We start from the raw sequence: 20792 nt of genomic DNA on the forward strand, positions 1-20792 counted from the left end.
TTAACTACTTATTCAATAGGATATTTTATTCAATAGGCTTTTGTGCAATTGGCTGATTATGACGCCACGCTTCAAATCCACCGTCCAGACTATACACTTCTTCAAAGCCTTGGTGGATCAAAAATTGCGCGGCTTGTTGACTGCTAATACCGTGATAACAGCAAACAATGACCGGCGTTGCAAAATCGGTATTGGCCATAAATTGTTGCAAGGTGCCATTGGTCAAATGGTGGGCCTGGGGAATATGCCCTATTGCAAAAGAATTTTCGTCACGGATATCGACTACTTTGGCATTAGAACTACTCAGTTTTTGTTGAGCATCTTGTACTGAAATATGGGCAAATTGCTCCATCATGTATTGTGTTCCTAAACATTTCCGTCGCTTAATTAAAAGCGACGGTGGATATTAACTATTGCCAGTTAAGAATAACTTTGCCTGATTGACCTGACCCCATGGTTTCAAATCCTTGCTGAAAATCATCAATCGAAAAATGGTGAGTAATGATTGGGCTTAAATCTAAACCGCCTTGGATAAGGCTGGCCATTTTATACCAAGTTTCAAACATTTCACGACCATAAATTCCTTTTATAGTCAGTCCTTTGAAAATAACTTGGTTCCAGTCGATAGCCACATCGTTAGGAGGAATACCTAACATGGCAATTTTTCCACCATTATTCATGTGGGCTAACATATCTCTTAGAGCAGTAGGAACGCCTGACATCTCAAGGCCTACATCAAAACCTTCGGTCATGCCTAAGTCGTTCATTACTTCTTTGAGCGTGGATTTTGTAACGTTAATGGCGCGAGTTGCGCCCATTTTACGCGCTAATTCTAGGCGATATTCATTCACATCGGTGATCACGACATTACGTGCACCGACATGTTTAGCTACCGCTGCAGCCATTATTCCTATTGGACCTGCGCCGGTAATTAAGACATCTTCGCCCACTAAATCAAAAGATAAAGCGGTATGTACTGCATTACCAAAGGGGTCAAAAATGGCGGCTAAATCACTGGAAATATTATGTGGGATTTTAAAAGCATTAAAAGCCGGAATAGCCAGATACTCAGCAAAAGCCCCCTGACGATTAACACCTACACCTGTGGTATTACGGCATAAATGACGACGCCCGGCACGACAGTTACGACAATGACCACAAGTAATATGCCCCTCACCAGAAACACGATCACCAATGGCAAAACCGCGTACTTCTTGGCCCATTGCGACTACTTCACCTACGTATTCATGGCCAACCACCATGGGCACTGGAATAGTCTTTTGTGACCACTCATCCCAATGATATATATGCATATCGGTACCACAAATGGCGGTTTTATGGATTTTAATCAGCAAATCGTTGTGGCCCACTTCGGGTTTATCGCATTCGGTCAGCCAAATGCCTTTTTCTTTATGTAGTTTTGCTAAAGCCTTCATGCAATCACTCCTAACTGTTTACCCACAGCAATAAAAGCATCTACCGCTTGATCAATTTGTGCTATTGAGTGTGCGGCCGACATTTGGGTGCGGATCCGCGCCTGACCTTTAGGCACCACCGGAAAAGAAAACCCAACCACATAAATACCTTTTTGCAACATAAGCTCGGCCATTTCACTAGCTAATTTTGCGTCTCCCAACATCACTGGGATGATAGCGTGATCTTTACCAGACAGAGTAAAACCAGCCGCGCTCATACGTTGACGAAAATGTTTACTATTGCGTTTTAACTGAGTGCGTAAGTTTTCACCATCCGCCATCATGTCAAATACTTTGAGTGAAGCGGCGACGATTGGGGGAGCAACCGAATTAGAAAATAAATAAGGTCGTGAACGTTGACGCAACCAGCTCACCACTTCTTTTTTACCTGAGGTATAACCGCCAGATGCACCACCTAAGGCTTTACCTAAAGTACCGGTGAGCAGATCAATACGCCCCATCACATTATTATATTCATGGCTGCCGCGGCCCGTTTCACCAACAAAACCGGTGGCATGACAGTCATCAACCATCACTAAAGCCTGATATTTATCCGCCAAGTCGCAAATAGCACCTAAGTCTGCAATCACACCATCCATGGAGAACACTCCGTCAGTGGCAATCAACTTGGTTCGCACACCGTCGGCATCGGCTTGTTTAAGTTGTGCTTCGAGCTCTTGCATATTGTTGTTGGCGTAACGATAACGTTTGGCTTTGCTTAGTCTGACACCATCAATAATACTGGCGTGATTAAGCGCGTCGGAAATAATGGCATCTTCAGCGTCAAGGATAGTTTCGAATAAACCGCCGTTAGCATCAAAACATGAAGGATACAAAATAGTGTCTTCAGTACCCAAAAATTCACTGATTTTAGCTTCGAGTTGTTTATGAATATCCTGGGTGCCGCAAATAAAACGCACCGAGGCCATACCAAAACCATGGCTGTCTAGTCCTTGTTTAGCGGCCTCAATGAGTAGTGGATGATTGGCTAAACCCAAATAGTTATTGGCACAAAAATTAAGGACTTTCTGCCCTTGACCAACACTTATATCGGCCTGTTGGCTCGAACTAATAATGCGCTCATGTTTAAACAAACCTTGGGTTTGGGTATCTTCAAGCTGTTGCTGAATTCTCGTAAAAAAATCTTGTTTCATAGGGTTATCCACTGACATGACATGGCTGTATTCTACGGGATATGACTCCTGACAAGCCAATTTAGGTACAATAATGTTTTGTGTGAAGTCGAGTCGAGTGTCATTAGTTTTTTACATTGTGCAAATGTCTTTTGCTTGATTGGAAGAGCTAATTTTCAGTTTTTGACAAATCAATCCAAATTCCATTGCTCACCTTTAGCGGTAATAAATCATAAAGATCTTTTTCACTTACCGGTCTGGAAATAAAATAACCTTGACCAATTTCGCACTGCATAGTGGCTAACATCTGCAGTTGTTCAGCGGTTTCGATGCCTTCTGCCACCACTTGCATGCCGAGTTTATTCACCATAGCGATAGTTGAGGAGACTATTTTCATATCAGCATTATCATCTTGCATGCCTGATATAAAACTGCGATCAATTTTAATAATTTCGACAGGCATTTGTTTTAAATAAGCCAGTGAAGAGTAACCCGTACCAAAGTCGTCAATAGAAAAGGTGAAGCCGAGAGTTCGTAGTTGCTGCATGGTGTCGAGGGTTTGCTCTATATCTGCCACTACAGTTCGTTCGGTAAGCTCCAACTCTATTTGTTCCGCATCTCGTGAAAATGCCACTAACTGCTCTTTTAAAAAGGGGATTAATTGCGGGTCTAAAAACTGACTGGCAGACAGGTTGACCGCGACTTTAAGACCACTAAAGCCTATTTCATCTAATTTTTCGAGGATAATAAATGCGCGTTTTAGTCCCCAATAACCAAGGTCGATCATGCTTTCTGAATTTTCAATTATTGGAATAAATTCGTCAGGTGAGACAAAACCTCGTTGCGGATGGATCCAACGGATTAAAGCTTCAAATCCTACTAGCTTACCCGTGGCAATCTCTACTTGGGCTTGCAAAGCAAAACTAAATTCATCATTTTTAAAAGCCGCACGTACTTCATTTTCGATTTCAATTCTACGTAAAGCTTTGCTCAGCATCTCATGATTAAATTCACATACACGATTACCACCAGCGTCTTTAGCTGCGTTCATGGCTATATCTGACTGGCGAATAATCTCATCAACCACATTCTGCGCACTGTTGGCACTTGCCACACCGATACTGCAGGACGAATAAAAATAACGTTCGCCCACTTTTAATGCTTGTTGAAAATAACTAACTAGACTGTTTGCTAATGTAAGCGCCCTATTTTTGTCAGCACTATCTTTAAAAACGATAACAAATTCATCACCACCCAAGCGAAACAGCAAATCACTACTTTGCAAACAACTGCGAATATTATTTGCGGCCTGAATTAAAAATGCATCGCCAATATCATGACCATAACTGTCGTTAATCTTACGAAACTTATCGAAGTCCAAAAATATAATCGCAAGTCTGTCCGTGTTGTCGTTAATACTTTGTAATAGGGGAATAAGCAGTTGGTTTAATCTATTACGATTGGGCAACCCGGTCAGTTGATCGTAAAGCGCGATGGTTTCTAATTCGCGGGTGTTTTGTTCTATGGTGCGATCAAGGTTTTCTAATTCATGACCTAGTAAACTCGCGGTGTCGTGCAAAATCTCGATTTCGTCAGCAAAAAAATTACTGTTTATCATTTTTTGCTGGTGAAATTCGCTATAGTTTTTTTGTGCTAATAAAGGCAGCATTTTTGTGACGACCAGCAAACGTCGTCTGAACTGCATCGACAAAAACCAAATTGCCAACGAACAGAACAACACCACTAGCAGTGATATTATTAGTACATTGGCACGATACTCTGCATGGGCTTTACTAGCAGAGGTGATGTCATGCACTGTCAGTAAAAATAAGCGGTTTTCGAATTCTGGATCAACTGGCAGAAGGTTGAGTAATAAGTCCTTGTTGGCACTGGTGAGTCTGTAACCTGAAGCTTTTAGGGTTGCGACACTGAGCTGTGCAGGAACTTGTTGCAGTATTTGCTGCATAAACAGTTTGTTGGCACTACTGATCGGCGAGTTAATCAATAATTCACTAACCTTCACTTTTGTTTGGCTTTGTTCTGGCACACTGACTATGGCTAGGTCGGCAAAAGTCGTTTGATTGAGTGCGGCCATAGCCTCCAATAAAGAACTGCTAATACTCAGCACAAGCACATCCGAACTATTCATTAATATTGGCATGCTGATTAGTTGCTCACACTCTTTAATGCAGCGTGTATTAGAGCTAGAAGTTTGTAATTTAATAACTTCAGTGGCATCTGTTATTACGTAGGCAGGAGTCGTTGTAGTGGTGCTAAAAATCGTATTGAGTTCACCATCTAATAGCCATAGACCATTAATTTGCCAATTGACTCTTAAATATTCAAATTCGTGTTCGAGAAAAAAGGCCGTGGCTTCGGCAGTATCAGCATAACTCGCTTGAAAATGCACAAAAGCCTCGAACCACGACTCAACCCGACTGCGCAGCATGTCTTTTATCAACAGAAATTGTTTTTGATCCTGCTCACGTAACTTTTGCTGTTGAGTGAGGTAATCTTGGTCGTTTTTACTGATCCACAAAAATGTTGTCGAAACACTAGCGATCAGCAAAAAGGCCATAATGAGGCCCATTATCTTAAAAGGTAAGCTGACAAAACGACGCATCAATTAAAACCAATACATCAGTTGCAGGGCCCACATATCCCAATAACGTTGATCATTATTTACCACATCGGGAGCAAGATAAGGAGCCAATCGACCGGTGCCTTTTACGCGGTGGTATTCAGTTTGCAATTGTAGGTTTTTAGCTAATTTCCAGCTTACACCTAAGGTTGCCTGATCCATAAAACCAAAATAGCCAGGCACAAGTCCTTGCGACATCGCTACAAGGTTATCACCCTTGCGATCCCTTCTGTCTCGGTCATAAATATCCACACGTGTCATAAATGTGAATTGGGGGTTGAGGAAATAACGTGCTTGTACATAACCCCCTTCGGATGTTGAATCACTATAAAATCCTGGATAAATGAAATTTTTCAAAATTACTCGTTCACGTAATAATTCAGAAGCAAACTCCCAATGTTCGCCCTGATAGAGCATATGAAATGCGATACGCTGAGAGGTTTCTTTGCCATCAAAAAGCGCATCATTTTCACCTCGTTGATAGCCAAAATCAGCATCAAGCAACGACATGCCTAATTGCCATTGAGTTTGGCTAGGACGCCAATAAACACTAAATTGATAATCCTTTTTGTGTTCAAGTTCACCGCTGGCTGGCCCACCTAACAGATTAGAGGTTTGTTCATCACTGATCGGAGAGGTGCCAACACTAAAGTTGACGTCCCAATCTCCTAATTCGTTTTGAGTATTGAGTATAATTGCGAGGCCATCTACCCCTAACGCAACATCACGAAATGCATCGAAATATAGTGACTGAGGCAAAATAATTGAGGGTCGGGTATGTGGCACATCACGGGTTGACGAATACAGCCAATGATAATTTTTATTACGTCCCAATTGCATTTTGAGTTGCCAATCTGCATTGCTGACGGCTTGCCATTCGAGAAATAGATAATCAACACGCAGGCCTTCTGGATAACGGTTGCCACCGTTAAGATATACACCTTGGCCAGCTACACGTAGTTGGTTATTGATTTTATAGGAAGCATTGATGCCTATTTCAGTGAGTTTTAGTGAGGCTTCGCCATCGTCATCAACAAAATTACTGTCTTGTGCTTGAATTAAACCTTGCGCTACAAAACCATGAAGTTTTAGATCACCAGCCTTTACTGGAAGGGTAAATAATACCAACAGATATAAAAATACGCTACGCATCAGCTTTTACTCCATAGCCAAATGAATAATGTTGATGTCAGTAGATACATTTTCTGACATTACATAACCTATGGAGCCAGGTTGTTGCCTAATCTTTTCAAGCATTTCTTGTTCAGTTTTTACTTTTATCGGCGCTTCTCCCAATCCGGAATAAACCAATTTATTCCAGATACGTTCTAGTTGATAAGGGAAAAGCCCCAAGACTTCACGGCTAAAAAACTGATGGGTGGTGTTCTGGCTGCCTAAGACGTAAACCACTATGGGTTGTGAATCAGCCCAGTTAGTTTGATACATCGTAAAAATACGCCTAATTTGGTCTTTATCCAAAGTTGTGGCATCCACCGAGGGATGAGTGATTAATTGTATATGGCTGGACTGACTATGCACCTCAGTTACTTTACTATTGATAAGCAAAAGTATGCAGCACAATATCGACCTAGTAACCACTAAGCGACTTTTCAAGTATTCACTCCCTCTCGATTTGTTGTTTTATACTAGAACATCAGTACTATAAGCGCATAATTAAAGTTAAAAAATTTTAATATTCAACCTCTTAGCCTTATATTGCAAATATGACTAGAAGGCAAATGTGAAGTTTATTCCGTATTAAAATCTGCTACAGTTTGCCTATCTAAACTATTACCTAGTGTTTGAATGCCAAGTCTCCAAGTAGTTAAATTTTACCAACATTTAAGTCGATATCTTTATTCACTTATCTGGTTGCTAATATTACCCATATTATTGATTAAATGGATATTTAATTGCATTTTACATGATAGGGGCGTCGCAAAAGAGTATTTGTCACGTTTTGGAATTTACCTTAAACCTGTCGACAAAAACGGTTTTTGGATCCATTGTGCTTCGGTTGGCGAAGTCGTTGCAGCCCAACAGCTTATTGAACGTTTGTTACAAAAATATCCCGCCGTGGCTGTTACCGTTACCACCAATACGATGACAGGGCGCAAAAGAGTTGCTGAACTATTTACCAAGAGGGTAAACCATTGTTATTTGCCCTATGATTTTCCACTTTTTGTAAACGCCCTATTAGCTAAGTTACAACCTAGAATGTTATTGATCACAGAGATGGAGCTGTGGCCAAACTTATGTCATGGCTGCTGGAAAAAAGGCATCCCCTTCTTTGTTATTAACGCACGTATGAGTGAAAAATCCACCCTTACGTATCAAAAGTTAAGTTGGTTGATGCAACCGCTGTTAAACAAGCTAAGCGGTGTTTGTGCACAAGGCGAAAGAGACTATCAAAATTATCGTCAACTTGGTCTCCATGACAGTCGTTTATGCCTAAGTAATAATATTAAATTTGATCTGCACATTAGTGATAGTGAACTGGAGCTAGCTGATACTTTTTTTCAAAATCTTAATCTTGAAGGACGAATATTGTTAGTGGCTGGCAGTACTCATGAACCTGAAGAGCAAGTAATGCTTGATGCCTATCTTAAACTTGCTAAAAGTTTTCCTAACTTGTTATTGGTTATCGTGCCACGTCATCCACAACGGTTTGAGTTTGTTAATGCTCTGCTCACAAAACAAAAGCTGAATTTCATCAGAATCAGTCAAACTGAGGCATGTAATAGTAATACTCAAGTGATTTTGGCCGATCAAATGGGCATATTACGCTCTTTGTATGCTTTGGCCTCTGTCGCTTTTGTAGGGGGGAGTATTGCACTGCGAGGAGGGCATAATGCCTTGGAACCCGCCGCACTTGGCGTGCCCATCTTAATGGGCAAGTCTATTTATAATAACCCACAAATATGTGAGGACTTAGCCCAAGTAGGCGCATTGAGTTTTATCGACAACAGCCAAAAGATTGTAGAGTGCGGTGAAACCTTGCTGAGCGATCCAGCACTCCACCAAGCTGCGGCAAAAGCTGGATTGACAGTGATTGCCCAAAACCGTGGGGCGCTAGAACGCACCCTGTCATTTTTACAACTCTAGTTAAGCAGTTATTGTAGACTGCGGAAGTAATCCACTAGGCGCTGAGCTTCGTGCTCTACCCCATATTGCTGCTCTACTCGTAAACGTCCCGTTTGGCCCATAGTTAACAATTTTTCTGGATCGGATAGTAATAAATCCATTTTTTCTGTCACCGCAGCTTGATCATTCACCGGCACGATGTAGCCATCAATTCCAGGACGAATAATATCCTCCCATGCTCCGGCTTGAGTGGCTAATACTGCCGCTCCGCTACTCATGGCTTCTAACACAGTAAGACCAAAACCTTCATTGTCACTTAAAGCACACACCAAACTTAACGTACTGAATATTGGCGGGATCTTCTCAAAGGGTAATTCATCGGTAAAGTGTATACGTTGACTTAATCCGGCCTGCTCAATTTGTGATTTCCACTGGTTTACTAATTCTTTATTACTACCAGAGATTGCACCAACGATTACGGCATTAAAGTCGGGATGTTTGTCGAGTAATTGAATGCAGGCCTCAACAAACAGATGTACACCTTTTTGTTTACGTACCCGCCCTAGAATACCAATTCCATATTTGCCACCAAAACCGAGTTCCTTCCACGCATGAAGTTTGTCTTTTGCTGGCACGTAATCTGTTATTTGTACACCGTGAGGGTTAATCATGGCGGGCGGATCGGCAAGATAAGTTGCTGAGCGGTTACTAACGGCAATAACCCCATCCATGCGGCGGGTTAACCATAAGGTTGAGCCTGAACGGTGACGCTGGGCTGCCGAGCTAAACACCAGCTTTATTTTGGCGCGAAAAATGTATTTAAGAATGACACCTTGAATCATTTCATCAACTCTGCGTGCATGAAATATCCGCCATTTTCCACTTTTGAGTGGTTTGCGGCACATAAGAGCTGTTTGCCAAAAACTGATAGCTAACGAAGGATCAGGTAAAAAATGTTTGCCCATTATTTTTAAGTTAATCATGCCGCGTTGTTGTGACATTACTTGCAGCATAGTGGATGTGACACCGGAAAAGTTGGAATTCGAATTCCCGATAATTAATTCCACTTCGTCAGTTTGTGATATTTGTTCCGGCGTAGCGCGCATTAGTTTTATATCCTGCTTACGTAATTAATTCACAACCAGAAAGTTGGGACTATTTTTTTCATTTCTTTACAATAAGTCCAAATTCCTGAGATTTCGCATCATAACATGGCAAACATTAAGCAAAAAACTATTGGTAACAGTGTCTTACTTTATGTAGAAGATTATTTGCCAGAGCTGGGTACAGAAATGTTTAATGCGCAATATTGGCTTGAACGAAACAAGGTTATTGGTCAGGCTGCGGGGCGAGGAACGACCTTTTTTTTCCGTGAAAACGAGCAGGACTTTGTTCTACGGCATTATCGTCGTGGGGGATTGATAGGCAAACTTATCAAGGATCAGTATTTGTATACGGGTTTAGAGCAATCCCGGGCCTACCTTGAAATGCACTTGCTAAATGCTATGGAGATTAAACAATTAGCGGTACCCAAGGCAGTTGCGGCTCGCATTGAGCGTAGAGGTATGTACTATCGGGCAGATATTATTTTGCAAAAAATCCCTCTTGCCAAAGATGTTTTTACTCATTTACTGACAAGTTCACTACCATCAACCATCTGGCATAAAGTTGGTATGGCAATTCGCCAATTACACGAACAGCAGATTTATCATCACGACCTCAATATCCACAACATTATGTTAGATAATCAAGATAAGGTATGGCTCATCGACTTTGATAAATGCCATGCGCGAGAAGGAAATAGTTGGAAAAATGCAAACTTACAGCGCTTGCAAAGATCGCTGCATAAAGAAAAAAACAAATATGCTGAATTTCAGTGGCAGCCACAAGATTGGCAATCTTGTTTTGAGGGCTATCAACAGCGCATTTGCTGAAGTCATCTGCAGGCAAATGTGCAGTCAATACAAGGCTCAATATTAATGTGGTAAATAAAGTGGCATCTAAACACCAATTTAAGTTAGCCTTATTACTTTATTTTCTAGATTCTATTTAATTATGCACACCAAAGCTATTTACCCTGGCACCTTTGACCCTATTACCAATGGTCACGCTGATTTAATTGAGCGCGCAGCCAATATGTTTGCTCATGTCATTGTGGGCATTGCCGCTAATCCCAGTAAAAAGCCATTATTTAGTCTGGAAGAGCGTGTAGCCCTTATTACTGAAGTCACTCAACATCTACCCAATGTTGAAGTAGTTGGTTTTAGAGGTTTGTTAGCCGATTTTGCTGAAGAGAGAGGCGCAACGATATTAATTCGAGGTTTGCGTGCAGTTTCTGATTTTGAATATGAATTTCAATTAGCTAATATGAACAGGCGCTTAAATCCAAATTTAGAGAGTGTCTTTTTAACACCCTCTGAAGAAAACTCGTTTATTTCCAGTACTCTGGTAAAAGAAGTGGCCTTGCATAGAGGTAAGGTCAATCAGTTTTGCCCACCCTGTGTGCAAACCGCACTGCTAAAAAAATTACATCCTGAACTCTTGTAGCACATTTACACTCTGACGAACGAAACCGCGAAAGGGCTTTGCTCGTCAGACTAGCCATTTTATTGTTTGAAGCCGACCGTTCTAACACTCTGCCAACCTTTGCCACATAGTCCATTTCGATAGAACTGTATTAATATGCTAAAACGGAGAGCCCCAATTTTGATTGCTTTTGGTGACTTTGGCATTAACATACTGATAAGTTTAAATAAAATACAGGGCATAAATCTGAAAATAAGTAGAAAAAGGTGATAGACAAAGGCATGTAATAGCCTGAAATTTTTTGTCGCGTAAACATGTTTTGAAATGACCACTTCACTCTTGGTCAGGGCAGTAGTGGCTAAATTAATACGACTGCTACCACCATGACGATGTTCGATGCAAGCATCTGCTGAAAAACCTACTCGCATGCCGTTATTATTGGCTCTAAAACATAGGTCAACATCTTCACTGTACATCCAAAATTGTTCAGAAAAACCCTGCAGCTTTTTAAAATCACTGGCGGTAATCATTAGTGCAGCACCTGATACCCAATCAACGTCTCGGAAACTGTCGTTACAGTATCGAGCATTACTATATTTGCTGGGGTTCAACAGCCTTAATATTGCCCGTATGGGGCCCAAGGAATTCAAGGCAGTTGGAAAAATATCGAAGACTTTTTTGATTTTTCCGTGCCCATCATCCTGCTTAATTGTCATCAAATTAACTTTGTATTGCTGTTTTAATTGCCAGAATTTTTCTATTTGTTGTGCGGGATCTTTAGTATCTGGATTAAGAAATAGAAACTCTTGGCCCTTGGCAAGGGCAGCTCCCGTATTACAGGCATGAGCAAAACCAAAGTTTCCTTGATTTAATACAAATTGCACCTGTGGGAACTGTGTTACGAAGGAGTCAAACTTGTCATCATTTGATTGATTATCAACAACAATCACTTCGGTTTTTATGCGGCTTTGTTCAGATAATAAATACGCTATAGAGCTTAGACATTCGCCAAGATCATCCCAACTTTTGTAGTTTACAATGACAATAGACAGTTCCATCTAAGCCTCTTTTAATCTAAGTGGTTGTTAAACATAATTATTTCTGGCAATTTTCACAAAAAAAGGTATTTCGCTGACCAATAGTAACGGATTGGATGGGCTTACTGCAGTTAATACAAGGTTGATTGAGTCGCCCGTAAACTTTAAGTTCTTGGGCAAAATAACCCGGTTTGCCGTCTGCCTGAGCAAAATCTTTAAGCGTAGTACCACCTTGTTGAATTGCATGAGCGAGCACTTGTTTAATGATAATGGCTAACTGTAAATAGGCCTTTTTAGTGACTTTTTCTGCCGCTTTACGTGGGTCGATCTTAGCAATGAATAAAGATTCATTGGCGTAAATATTGCCTACACCCACCACAATTTTATTGTCCATAATAAAATTTTTAACAGCGACAGACTTACCTCTAGATAAGTTATACAGACGTGTTCCATCAAAGTCTGAGGTTAGTGGTTCTGGCCCCAATGTTTTAAAAATACTTAAATCTGGCAACCCAGTAGCTTGCCATAAACATGCACCAAAACGACGAGCATCATTGAAGCGCAAACACAGCCCATTTGCCATTACGATATCCACATGGTCGTGTTTTTTTACCACAGTATCTGCGGATACTATATGCAATCGACCAGACATGCCTAAGTGTATAATAATGCTGCCGAGCTCGGTATCAAGTAACAAGTATTTAGCTCGTCGTCTGATAGACTGGATAATTAAACCCTCAGCTAGATGAATATCTTGAGGGATAAGCCAACGTAGTTGTCGGTGACGGACGATGATTTTTTCTATGCGTTGATGTTCAAGATGGGGAGTAATACCTAAACGACTTACTTCTACTTCGGGTAACTCAGGCATCTTTAGCTCCGGATAAAAATAAAGCGGAAAATTCGATATTTTTTAGCTGATACAAACGTTGTTGATTTAAGACTAAGGTTTGCTCGCCAAGTTTAAACACTTCAAATTTCAACGCGTCATTTTGGCCAACTAACCAAAGGTAAACCACCGCACTGGCAGTGGCTTGTGTAATAGTTAAGTCAGTGGCGTCTTGATCAATTTGTGCACTATACCAAGCCTGAGTTAAAGCCTCTAAGTCAGCCAACTCGCTTCTGATACCAATTGCTCGCCATCCTTGACCAACTCGCTCAATTTTATAATCACTAAATTCCATCGTAGCGATCGTGGTATTTTCAGGGATTAAATAATGTGATCGTGGTGAGTCGGCGCCACCATTGAGAAAATTTGCACTGCCATTAAACAATACGATCAACAACAGCATGCTGATGATGATGACATTGTTCCATGCTTTTCGTGACAATTTGATCATGAGGATTAATTCTTTTGCAAAACTTGGGCTTAGCATATCAATTAAACGCAAAAAACCCAGCAAATGCTGGGTTCTTCAGGAGACAAAACCAGTAGAATTACTTAATTTTGGCTTCTTTAAACAAAACGTGCTGACGAATTTTAGGATCAAACTTTTTGATCTCCATTTTGCCAGGCATATTACGTTTGTTTTTATCTGTGGTGTAGTAGAAACCAGTACCAGCAGTAGACACTAATTTAATTTTATCACGCATGATCTAATTCCTTAAACTTTAACGCCATTGGTACGTAAGTCAGCCAAAACTGAATCAATACCTTTTTTATCGATAATACGCATACCTTTTGTAGATAAACGTAATTTAACGAAACGGTTTTCACTTTCAACCCAAAAACGGTGGGTTTGCAAGTTTGGCAAGAAGCGGCGACGAGTCGCGTTTTTAGCGTGCGAACGGTTGTTACCTACCGTTGGCCCTTTGCCAGTAACTAAACATACTCTGGACATCGTATTGTCTCCAAACAATCTAAAATTTTAGCTCTGACCAGAAACACTAAGCAACGAGTCAGCTAACACTATTAACAAGAGGGCGCATTTTATACAGCAATCACCCCAGCAGATCAAGATTATTTGCAGAAAAACTGAGCTTTTGCTATCCCATTGTTAATTTTCGGCTCTTTATTTGATTTAAGCTTATTTATGTTAGGTAAAACCGAGCGTTTGTATTGTAGTTGCTATGACGTAAATTCAAGTAAATAGTCGGATAATACGTTTATTATTTAGCCATTTTCAAGCTGTGATAATTGTTGTTTTATAAACGAAGATTTTCTTTATTTCATAAAAGACCGCGCTGGGCAAAAGAAACTGCAACCCCATCGCCAATGACAAAATGGTCAAGCACTTTTATATCAACTAAATTCATCGCGGCGATAATGCGTTGGGTAATGTGTTGATCTGCCTGACTTGGCTCTGCTATGCCTGAAGGATGATTGTGGGCGAGGATCACCGCTGCTGCGTTATCGTCCAATGCCTGTTTTACCAATACACGAGGGTAGACACTAGCACTGTCGATGGTGCCGTAAAACATCGGCCGATATTTAATTAAACGATGCTGACTGTCTAACAACAACATGGCAAACACTTCTTGAGGTTGGTCACGTAACTTCGTAAGCAGAAAGGTTTTGGTTTGATCGACAGAGTTTAAAGTATCAACTTTATCCATTTTTTGTTCAAAAAATCGTTTGGACATTTCGATGCATGCTTGTAATTGCACATACTTCGCTTGGCCTAAGCCCTTAACTTGACAAAAATCACGTTCAGACGCATTTAATAACACACGTAACGTACCAAAATTATTGAGTAAAGTACGTGCCAGATCTACTGCACTTAAGCCCTTAATCCCTGTACGCAAAAAGATTGCCAATAGCTCTGCATCTGATAATGCCGTGGGGCCCAGTTTGAGTAATTTTTCGCGAGGGCGTTCGTCTACTGGCCAATCGGTGATTTTCATGCGTCCTTGCCTTATGAGTGAGTTAGGTGGAGTTCATTCCTTTGATGGGTAAAATAAGCCTAGCAAAAGCCCCCTAATCCAGCCAATAATGTGAAGTATAAGTTTTTAGCAACCAGTAAAATTGCTCATGTCCTTAAATAATAGAAACATTCTACTTGGTGTGACAGGTGGGATAGCGGCTTATAAAGCCCCTGATTTAGTCAGAAAATTAACTGCTCAAGGCGCCAACGTGCGTGTCGTGCTCACCGCTTCAGCTAAAGAATTTGTCAGTCCTTTAGCATTACAAGCAGTATCTGGTAATCCTGTGTCGGACGATTTACTTGATAAAGACGCTGAAGCCGCAATGGGCCATATTGAGTTAGCTAAATGGGCGGATACATTATTAATTGCGCCGGCAACCGCTAACTTTTTAGCCAAACTGAGCCATGGCTTAGCCGACGATTTATTGTCGACCTTATGTTTGGCAACCGCAGCTCCTGTGCTTGTGGCTCCAGCTATGAATCAGCAAATGTGGCATGCGACAGCAACTCAGGATAACGTAAATATATTACGTAAACGATGTATCACAATTATGGGGCCAGCAGTTGGCGAGCAAGCCTGTGGTGATGTGGGATTAGGGCGTATGTTAGAACCCGTAGATATCGTCGCTTTACTTGTGCAAGAACTGCCACAACCATTGCTGGCAGGTAAAACCGTTATGATCACCGCGGGACCCACACGAGAAGAGATAGATCCCGTGCGTTACATCTCAAACCACAGCTCAGGTAAGATGGGTTACGCAATAGCACAAGCCGCCCAAAGCATGGGAGCCAAAGTTATATTAGTTAGTGGTCCAACAAATCTAGTCATCCCTCATGGTGTGACAACCATCCAAGTGACCAGCGCAGTGCAAATGCATCAACAAGTAATGGAACAAATAAAACACTGTGATGTGTTTGTTGGCTGCGCTGCTGTAGCGGATTATCGACCGTTACAAAGTAATTCGCAAAAGATCAAAAAAAGTGAACAAGAGTTAACACTTACTTTTATTAAAAACCCTGATATTCTTAGCGATGTCGCACATTTGTCACAAGCCCCATTTACACTTGGGTTTGCCGCTGAAACGCAGAATATTCGTGAATATGCTTTAGCGAAATTAAACGCTAAAAAGCTCAATATGATCGCGGCTAATGATGTATCTGACAGCAGCATAGGATTTAACAGTGAGCAAAATGCTTTGTCGGTATTCTGGCCACAAGGTGAAAAAATTCTGGCAATGACCGATAAAAAGCAACTTGCCCAACAATTAATGCAATTAGTGGCTGAACAACTTAAATCATAGCAACAATAATTTAGCAAAAGCGCTAGTCAATTAGGATCGAATAATGCCTGCAACAAAACGCCCAAACCGTCGAGCTCAAATACTTCAAGCACTTGCCAGTATGTTACAGAGTAATCCTGGACAACGGATCACCACAGCTAAACTTGCTGCCCACGTAGGCGTATCTGAAGCTGCGCTCTATCGACATTTTCCTAGTAAAGCACGTATGTTTGAGGGATTAATTGAGTTTATTGAAGAAACCTTATTTTCCAGAATTACCAAAATACTCAACGAAGAAAAAGATACCGCAACTCGCTGTCAGCTTATTTTGCACCTCATTTTGGGCTTTGCAGAAAAAAACCCAGGCATTACTCGCATCCTCAATGGTGATGCATTAATGGGTGAGCAAGACCGCTTGCGTGAGCGCATAACCCAATTGTTCGAGCGACTTGAAACCCAGATGAAACAAGTCCTACGCGAACGCAAATTGCGCGAAGGAAAGACCTTACCGGCCGATGAAGGAGTCATAGCTAATATGTTGATTTGTTATGCTGATGGCAGAATAAATCAGTTTATTCGTAGTGAATTCACCCGCCGCCCTACCGAAGGTTTTGCTGAGCAATGGCAATTTATCAACAAACAGTTTTTTAATTGACGGAGTGTTTAGCGTCCATTTTATTTACAGTTTCATTTTTAGTGACTCACAATGAATTTGTAATGAAAGCGAAAATCCCTTCAATTACAACCGGTTAAATATCGCCCAGTTTTTTTGGCACAAAAAACGCAGTAAAAAGTGTTGGATACTTAAAGTTTGTAATGACACAGCTGTATTTGTCGCTTAAGTAAGGGATAACTTTTTGGGGACATCGATATGAAAACTATTAACCGTTTTTGCTTGGGGACTTTGTTTGTTTTATCCACATTAAATTATGCTCATGCTTCAATGGTAAATGTTGGGGGAGTTAGTTGGGATCCCGATGCACTTTCTGATTGGTCAGGAGTGGTAGGGCTAGTTCATCAAGATATAAATAGTAGCACTGGTGAGATAAGTGGTTTTGGTAGAATCAACTCCATGAACAATACTGGCTCAGCAATTTTTTGCCCTTCATGTGAATTGACCTTCCAATTTGGTGGTTTTATGCCTCTTGGCAGCACGCTTCTGCCAAGTGCTGGTACAGTAATAGATTACAGTGGCGGTTATTTAAATGTTTTTGTCGATTTCACTCCAGAGACAGATGATTTCGATTTTACTAAATTGACAGCATTCAATACTGGTGATGAAGGTGGCGCAAATGCACTATGGTTGAGTACAGTTGGTCATGCTTTTTCGGGCTTAACTACATTCACAGGTACTGCTGTAAACACTAGTGGCTCGTTAAACTTGAGCGGCTTGGGTTACTTAGATGTTGTTGGTGGGTTGGCTGCGGCTAATTTAAATACCAATACTATATTGACTAATAATGGTTTAGCCGACATTAAGTTCGTAACTAGTTTTGCTATCGATGTTACGCCAACCTCTGCAAATGGTTCTGGTAATTATCAAGGGGACTCAGTTGCGGTAACCGCACCCGCTAACTTACTTTTGTTTTTATTAGGTGGTTTTGGACTTAGTTGTTTAAGTCGTTTTAGAAAAAAACAGTAATATAAAATAATTATGCCAAAACTAAAGCCCGATATTTCGGGCTTTTTGTTATTCGCTTTAAAGTGTTGTGCTTGACAGCAATACTCACTCAGCTACTCTTCTGAGAACATATATTCTGAAACTCAACTAATTTAATATGCCCCGTAAAGCCCAATACAATGTAGAAGCAGTATTAAACCAAGCGATAGACGTTTTTCTGGAGCATGGTTACCACGGTACCATTATGGACGAGATTATTGCGCGGACTGAGTTCAATCGTCGTGGTTTTTATCTTGAATTTGGCAGCAAACAAAATTTTTTGTACATCGTTTTGGACCATTACCAGCAGTATTATCTGAAAAAAATCATGCTGCATCTTGAGTCGCAACAAGGACTGCCTTCTATCAGCGCTTTTTTTGAAGAATATGTAAGGCATGTTAGAGGTAAGGGGTGTTTGTTGATCAATTGCATTACCGAATTGGGTTTTGATGATTTAAAAATTCGTGAAATTGGTCGTCATTACATCGATAGTTTACAAATAGATTTTATTGGTTGTCTGGAAAAAGCCCAAGCACTACATCAGTTGCATCCACAAACCAACATTGAATCAGCTGCTCTACAATTAACCAGTTATGTGCAAGGTTTTGCCGTTAACGCTATTTTGGCAGGAGATACTGACGAGTTACAATTAGCTACTCGCGCTCTACTTGGGCCACTATCAGTCAAAATCTAGCAGTGATATTGCCCTATACGATGAGCTATTAAATGCTTTTTATTTTTTACTCCTTGTTGTTTCACCTTATCACCACCATTAATACTTTGTATTGGCAAGTTTCTCGCTTGCTTTTTTGTTGTCACTATTTTTAATGAGCTGTCACCATGTCTACTAAAAAACCGTTATTTCGTATTCAATTTATCAGTAATGGTGAACGTTATGAGCTTTTCGTACGGGAAGTCTGCCAAGGCAATATGTTTGGATTTATCGAAATAGGTGATTTTGTTTGGGATAGTCATACCAGTTTGGTACTTGACCCTAGCCATGAAAAACTGAAAGCAGAATTTGCTGATGTAACACGCACTTACGTACCTATGCACAGCGTATTGCGTATTGATGAGGTAAACAAACAGGGTACATCTAAAATCACCCAGTTGTCTGATAAAATAATGGCTTTCCCAACCCCCATTTATACTCCCAAAAACAGCCCAAAATAGTCAGATTTTCGATTTCAATGAGGCTACAAATCTCTTATCCTTGGTTACATGAGTTGAAGCTGTTTGAGAAGTACATGAAGAATATCTTTACGTTTTTATTGTTAGTGTTGTATTCATCTAGTTGTTTGGCCCAGTCAGCATCGCAGTTTGATATTTTACTCGAAGAAATCTGGCAATATGAAATGTCAGTTAATCCCACTAGCGCGACGGGATATGGGATCCATGATTTTGACGACAAACTCTCGGATAATTCACCCGAGGGTTTAGCGATAGAGGATCAACAATACCGTTTGTTTTTATCTCGCTTAAACAAAATTGAAATTACTACCCTTAGTCGCAATGAACAAATTACTTTATTGATCCAGCAAGAAAAACTACAAAACTATATCGACCAATACCGCTATCACGCTCACTACATGCCACTCACATCAGAGTCTGGTTTTCATAGTGGTCTTGCATTTTTACCCCGCTCAACGCGCTTTAAAAGCCTAGCTGATTATCAAAATTATCTGACGCGTCTTAAACAATTTCCTAGCTATTTTGCGCAACAGATTTATTGGATGAAACAAGGTATTGCAACGGGTTTTGTGCAGCCTAAGGCGGTATTAAGCGGGTTTGAAAATTCAATTAGTTCATTTATTCATCCTACACCGCAAGAAAGTGTTTTTTATGCTCCCTTTAAACAATTAGAGACCAGTAGTTTTAGTACAAAAGATAAACTGGATTTGCAACAACAAGCGGCCGAGGTAATAACAAAACAGGTATTTCCTGCCTATCAGCAATTTTATGACTTTTTTGTCAATGAATACGTGCCTAATAGCAAAAGCTCTATCGCTGCCCAAGCATGGCCAAATGGTCGAGCCTATTATCAAAACCGTAGTGATCACTACACCACCACAACCATGTCGGTAGAAGATATCCATAACTTAGGCTTAGCAGAAGTAAAACGTATTCGTGGTGAAATGCAGCAAATAGTTAATCAACTAGAATTTGACGGTAACATTAATCAATTCATTGAGTTTTTACGTACTGATCCACAGTTTTATGCCAAAAGTGCTGATGAGCTGATTAAACAAGCCTCGTATATTGCCAAAAAAATGGATGCCAGATTACCCCAGTTGTTTAGCCTATTACCCCGCATTCCTTATGGCGTGGTGCCAGTGCCAGACAATATCGCACCTAAATACACCACGGGTCGTTACATTAGTCCCACACGGGATGATCAGCCCGGTTATTACTGGGTTAATACCTACGCACTCGATAAACGACCATTGTACGCTTTGACTGCTCTTACATTACATGAAGCAGTGCCTGGCCATCACTTGCAGATTTCTTTAGCATCCGAGATGCAAGATTTACCCAAAGTTAGACGCTACAGCTATTTATCGGCCTTTGGCGAAGGCTGGGGTTTATATTCAGAGTTTTTAGGCCAAGAAGTGGGTATGTACGAAACGCTCTATGATGACTTTGGTCGTTTGAGCTACGAAATGTGGCGCGCTTGTCGTTTAGTAGTTGATACTGGCATGCATATTAAAGAGTGGTCAAAACAACAAGCTATCGACTATATGCTCGAAAATACCGCTTTGTCTGAACATAATATTCGTACCGAAGTAGATCGCTATATCTCATGGCCTGGACAGGCTTTGTCATACAAAATAGGGGAGTTGACCATCAAACGTTTACGTCTGCAGGCTGAGCAAGCTCTTGGGGACAAATTTGATGTACGCGAGTTTCATCAGGCTGTATTGGAATATGGCTCTGTGCCTTTATCGGTATTAGAAGAAAATATCGACATCTATATTAAGAGTAAAAAATAACGACCTTTATTTAAAATATACCCAAGCTTTCTGACAAACGCTGAAACTCGCATCTTCAGGTTGTTTGGGTATTGATGTGCGGCCCTAAAGTAAACATAAGCT

The 20792-nt window shown here is 40.7% G+C and carries 22 protein-coding genes; 9 read left to right on the forward strand and 13 right to left on the reverse strand.

What is annotated here, in order from left to right; genetic code table 11:
* Window positions 1-25: 25 nt before the first annotated feature.
* From glpE to AX660_RS23525, 6 genes are all read right to left on the reverse strand, one after another.
* A complete protein-coding gene (gene glpE, locus AX660_RS04145; protein ID WP_068375146.1) occupies window positions 26-352 on the reverse strand; it encodes a thiosulfate sulfurtransferase GlpE in 327 nt (108 codons plus the stop codon).
* Between the two features lie 58 nt (window positions 353-410).
* Complete coding sequence (tdh, locus tag AX660_RS04150; protein ID WP_068372966.1) at window positions 411-1436, reverse strand: L-threonine 3-dehydrogenase; 1026 nt, start codon at window positions 1434-1436, stop codon at window positions 411-413.
* A complete protein-coding gene (gene kbl / locus AX660_RS04155; RefSeq protein WP_068375149.1) occupies window positions 1433-2629 on the reverse strand; it encodes a glycine C-acetyltransferase in 1197 nt (398 codons plus the stop codon). Before kbl ends, tdh begins: the two co-directional genes overlap by 4 nt.
* A 148-nt stretch (window positions 2630-2777) precedes the next feature.
* Window positions 2778-5231: a putative bifunctional diguanylate cyclase/phosphodiesterase gene (locus AX660_RS04160; RefSeq protein WP_235594647.1), complete on the reverse strand. Its 2454-nt coding sequence runs from the start codon at window positions 5229-5231 to the stop codon at window positions 2778-2780.
* A 3-nt stretch (window positions 5232-5234) separates the two neighbouring features.
* On the reverse strand, window positions 5235-6401 hold the full coding sequence (locus AX660_RS04165; RefSeq protein WP_068372969.1) for a hypothetical protein: 1167 nt from the start codon (window positions 6399-6401) through the stop codon (window positions 5235-5237).
* A gap of 6 nt (window positions 6402-6407) precedes the next feature.
* Entirely contained in the window at window positions 6408-6863 is a 456-nt protein-coding gene (locus AX660_RS23525) for a substrate-binding domain-containing protein (RefSeq protein WP_235594648.1), read from the reverse strand.
* A 336-nt stretch (window positions 6864-7199) separates the two neighbouring features.
* Here AX660_RS23525 and AX660_RS04175 point away from each other — a divergent pair, with 336 nt between their 5' ends.
* Window positions 7200-8354, forward strand: a complete 1155-nt coding sequence (locus tag AX660_RS04175; RefSeq protein WP_235594649.1) for a 3-deoxy-D-manno-octulosonic acid transferase — start codon at window positions 7200-7202, stop codon at window positions 8352-8354.
* An 8-nt stretch (window positions 8355-8362) separates the two neighbouring features.
* Here the strand turns inward: AX660_RS04175 and AX660_RS04180 are convergent, their stop codons facing one another.
* A complete protein-coding gene (locus AX660_RS04180; RefSeq protein ID WP_068372976.1) occupies window positions 8363-9439 on the reverse strand; it encodes a glycosyltransferase family 4 protein in 1077 nt (358 codons plus the stop codon).
* Between the two features lie 105 nt (window positions 9440-9544).
* On the opposite strand from AX660_RS04180, the gene AX660_RS04185 reads away from it, so the two are divergent.
* Both AX660_RS04185 and coaD read left to right on the forward strand, forming a co-directional pair.
* Window positions 9545-10267: a 3-deoxy-D-manno-octulosonic acid kinase gene (locus AX660_RS04185; RefSeq protein WP_068372979.1), complete on the forward strand. Its 723-nt coding sequence runs from the start codon at window positions 9545-9547 to the stop codon at window positions 10265-10267.
* Between the two features lie 121 nt (window positions 10268-10388).
* On the forward strand, window positions 10389-10880 hold the full coding sequence (gene coaD, locus AX660_RS04190) for a pantetheine-phosphate adenylyltransferase (protein WP_068372982.1): 492 nt from the start codon (window positions 10389-10391) through the stop codon (window positions 10878-10880).
* Between the two features lie 59 nt (window positions 10881-10939).
* Here coaD and AX660_RS04195 read toward each other — a convergent pair whose 3' ends face one another.
* The 6 genes from AX660_RS04195 to radC all read right to left on the reverse strand — a co-directional run bounded on the left by AX660_RS04195 (window position 10940) and on the right by radC (window position 14740).
* Entirely contained in the window at window positions 10940-11917 is a 978-nt protein-coding gene (locus AX660_RS04195; protein WP_068372986.1) for a glycosyltransferase family 2 protein, read from the reverse strand.
* Between the two features lie 37 nt (window positions 11918-11954).
* Window positions 11955-12767: a bifunctional DNA-formamidopyrimidine glycosylase/DNA-(apurinic or apyrimidinic site) lyase gene (mutM, locus tag AX660_RS04200; protein WP_068372990.1), complete on the reverse strand. Its 813-nt coding sequence runs from the start codon at window positions 12765-12767 to the stop codon at window positions 11955-11957.
* Complete coding sequence (locus AX660_RS04205) at window positions 12760-13236, reverse strand: hypothetical protein (RefSeq protein ID WP_068375161.1); 477 nt, start codon at window positions 13234-13236, stop codon at window positions 12760-12762. Before AX660_RS04205 ends, mutM begins: the two co-directional genes overlap by 8 nt.
* A gap of 97 nt (window positions 13237-13333) precedes the next feature.
* The gene (rpmG, locus tag AX660_RS04210) at window positions 13334-13489 is read right to left on the reverse strand and encodes a 50S ribosomal protein L33 (RefSeq protein WP_068372994.1); all 156 of its coding nucleotides are present in this window, start codon (window positions 13487-13489) and stop codon (window positions 13334-13336) included.
* An 11-nt stretch (window positions 13490-13500) separates the two neighbouring features.
* Entirely contained in the window at window positions 13501-13737 is a 237-nt protein-coding gene (rpmB, locus tag AX660_RS04215) for a 50S ribosomal protein L28 (protein ID WP_068372998.1), read from the reverse strand.
* Between the two features lie 328 nt (window positions 13738-14065).
* Window positions 14066-14740 carry a RadC family protein gene (gene radC, locus AX660_RS04220; protein WP_068373001.1) on the reverse strand — a complete coding sequence of 225 codons (675 nt, stop codon included), beginning with the start codon at window positions 14738-14740 and terminating at the stop codon, window positions 14066-14068.
* Window positions 14741-14867: 127 nt separating this feature from the next.
* Between radC and coaBC the strand changes: the two genes are divergently transcribed.
* The 6 genes from coaBC (at window position 14868) to AX660_RS04250 (ending at window position 20690) form a co-directional block, all read left to right on the forward strand.
* Complete coding sequence (coaBC, locus tag AX660_RS04225; RefSeq protein WP_068373004.1) at window positions 14868-16061, forward strand: bifunctional phosphopantothenoylcysteine decarboxylase/phosphopantothenate--cysteine ligase CoaBC; 1194 nt, start codon at window positions 14868-14870, stop codon at window positions 16059-16061.
* Window positions 16062-16104: 43 nt separating this feature from the next.
* Window positions 16105-16695 carry a nucleoid occlusion factor SlmA gene (gene slmA / locus AX660_RS04230; RefSeq protein WP_068373008.1) on the forward strand — a complete coding sequence of 197 codons (591 nt, stop codon included), beginning with the start codon at window positions 16105-16107 and terminating at the stop codon, window positions 16693-16695.
* Between the two features lie 216 nt (window positions 16696-16911).
* The gene (locus AX660_RS04235) at window positions 16912-17682 is read left to right on the forward strand and encodes a hypothetical protein (RefSeq protein WP_068373011.1); all 771 of its coding nucleotides are present in this window, start codon (window positions 16912-16914) and stop codon (window positions 17680-17682) included.
* Window positions 17683-17818: 136 nt separating this feature from the next.
* A complete protein-coding gene (locus tag AX660_RS04240) occupies window positions 17819-18394 on the forward strand; it encodes a TetR/AcrR family transcriptional regulator (protein WP_068373014.1) in 576 nt (191 codons plus the stop codon).
* A 146-nt stretch (window positions 18395-18540) separates the two neighbouring features.
* The gene (locus tag AX660_RS04245) at window positions 18541-18873 is read left to right on the forward strand and encodes a DUF1820 family protein (RefSeq protein ID WP_068373017.1); all 333 of its coding nucleotides are present in this window, start codon (window positions 18541-18543) and stop codon (window positions 18871-18873) included.
* Window positions 18874-18947: 74 nt separating this feature from the next.
* Window positions 18948-20690, forward strand: coding sequence for a DUF885 domain-containing protein (locus AX660_RS04250; RefSeq protein ID WP_082768733.1), 1743 nt, complete (start codon window positions 18948-18950; stop codon window positions 20688-20690).
* Window positions 20691-20792 lie beyond the last annotated feature (102 nt).

It is taken from the genome of Paraglaciecola hydrolytica, assembly GCF_001565895.1.
Lineage (GTDB): Bacteria > Pseudomonadota > Gammaproteobacteria > Enterobacterales > Alteromonadaceae > Paraglaciecola > Paraglaciecola hydrolytica.